General features: G+C 74.0%; 2 protein-coding genes. Both read right to left on the reverse strand.

Annotation, left to right across the window (positions count from 1 at the left end):
• Positions 1-229 precede the first annotated feature (229 nt).
• Positions 230-613, reverse strand: coding sequence for a DUF3040 domain-containing protein (locus tag ACFSL4_RS32965; RefSeq protein WP_381091173.1), 384 nt, complete (start codon positions 611-613; stop codon positions 230-232).
• Positions 614-889: 276 nt separating this feature from the next.
• Complete coding sequence (locus ACFSL4_RS32970; protein WP_381091175.1) at positions 890-1,714, reverse strand: methyltransferase; 825 nt, start codon at positions 1,712-1,714, stop codon at positions 890-892.
• Positions 1,715-1,931: the final 217 nt, after the last annotated feature.

The raw sequence follows: 1,931 nt of genomic DNA on the forward strand, positions 1-1,931 counted from the left end.
GCCCCCGGGGGCGCAGCGGGCGGCGCCGTATCCATCCGGGGGCTTCCCGGGCCCGTCACTCCCAGGCCGTGCGGGCGGGCCGTCCGTATCGGACCTGCCGAGCGGACCTGCCGGCGCCGGGGGCCAGGGCGGCGGGAGGTTACGCGCGCCGGCCCGGGACGGCAGCAGGGGGCGGCCACCTCATCGGTGGTCGCCCCCTGCCTGCAGTCCTTCGAGTGCCGTGGGAAAGCTACTGGCCCTGCTCGTCCCGGCGCCGCTGCCAGCGCTGCTCGATCCGGTCCATCATGGAGCGCCGCTGCCGCACCGGCCTGCGGGCTCCCGGCGCCCCCTGCTCTCCCGGCTTGGGGGCCTTGCGCCACCCGGTCACGGCGAGCACGGCGCAGCCCAGCATGACGAGGAATCCCACCACGCTGATCCAGATCTGCTGTGCGACCATTCCGGCCATGAGGAGCGCGATACCCACCAGGAAGCCGGCGACCGCCTGGTAGACCCGTCGCCGGGTGTACGTACGCAGCCCGCTTCCCTCAAGCGCTGTCGCGAACTTGGGATCTTCGGCGTACAGCGCTCGCTCCATCTGCTCGAGCATTCGCTGCTCGTGCTCCGAGAGCGGCACGGAGTCCTCCTCATCGTGCAGTCGCCGGGGCGACCGGGGGTTCCCTTCAGGATAGGCAGGGAACCGCCCCCTTGAAACCCGCCCCTCTACGCCAATTGGCCAACCGGAATCCGCCATGGCCGTCCCGGCCCACTGAGGCTTCCATTCCCCAGCGGCCGACCCGTCATGCCGGGCGGTCTCCCTCGATCATACGGCGCGGACCGCCCGATCGGGTGACCTGTGGCGTACTCCATCCACCGCCGATCCGCTGATCAGCGGCGCGTCACGGGCAGCTGCTCAAGCCCCCGCTGCCCCCTGGGTCTCACCGAGGACGTGGAGCTGCGTGGCCACGGAGTGGAACGCGGGAGCCTCGGCGGCCGCCGCCTCCAGCTTGAGCAGCGCATCCAGGGCGCCCGGCTCGGTGTCGACCAGCACCCCCGGCACGAGGTCCGCGAAGACCCGGACGCCGTGCACGGCGCCGACGCGCAGACCCGCGTCCTCGACGAGCGCGGTGAGCTGCTCCGCGGTGAACCGGTGCGGCACCGGGTCGCCCTCGCCCCAGCGGCCGTCCGGGTCCTCCAGCGCCTGCTTGGCCTCCGTGAAGTGCCCGGCGAGGGCCCGCGCGAGCACGGCGCCCCCGAGGCCGGCGGCGAGCAGGCTGAGGACGCCGTCGGGGCGCAGTGCGGCGACCACATTGCGGACGCCCTCGGCCGGGTCGTCCACGTACTCCAGGACCCCATGGCACAGCACGACGTCGTAACCGCCGCGCTCGACCACGTCGAAGAGGCCGTGGGCGTCGCCCTGGACGCCCAGCACCCGGTCGGCGACACCGGCCTCGGCGGCACGGCGCTCCAGTGCGAACAGCGCGTTGGGGCTGGGATCGACGACGGTGACGCGGTGGCCGAGACGGGCGACGGGCACGGCGAACTTGCCGCTGCCGCCGCCGGTGTCGAGGACGTCCAGCACCTCCCGCCCCGTGGCCTTGACGCGGCGGTCGAGGGCGTCCTTGAGGACCTCCCAGACCACGGCGGTACGGAGAGAAGCGCGGGGGCGGGAGGCGTCGGAGCGTAGCGACGTCGTTCGAGGGTGGTGGGAGACGGGCGGGCGCATCGGGTCCGACACGGCAGTTGACTCCTCGGCGCGGCACCGCCTGGTGTACGGCGGAGCGATCGGGCTGCCTTCCGGCCCCCTGTACCAGGGCGAAAGGCCTCATGCGCCTCCACCCTATTGCCTCCGGAGCCCCGGCCGGCGGCCTGTCCGCCCGCCGAACGCCACACCGCCCCCACGGGCGGCCGGGGGCGTTGCGCGAGTGGCCCGCCCGGACGCCGGCTGAGCCGTG

Source organism: Streptomyces caeni (genome assembly GCF_042678285.1).
GTDB classification, from domain to species: domain Bacteria; phylum Actinomycetota; class Actinomycetes; order Streptomycetales; family Streptomycetaceae; genus Streptomyces; species Streptomyces caeni.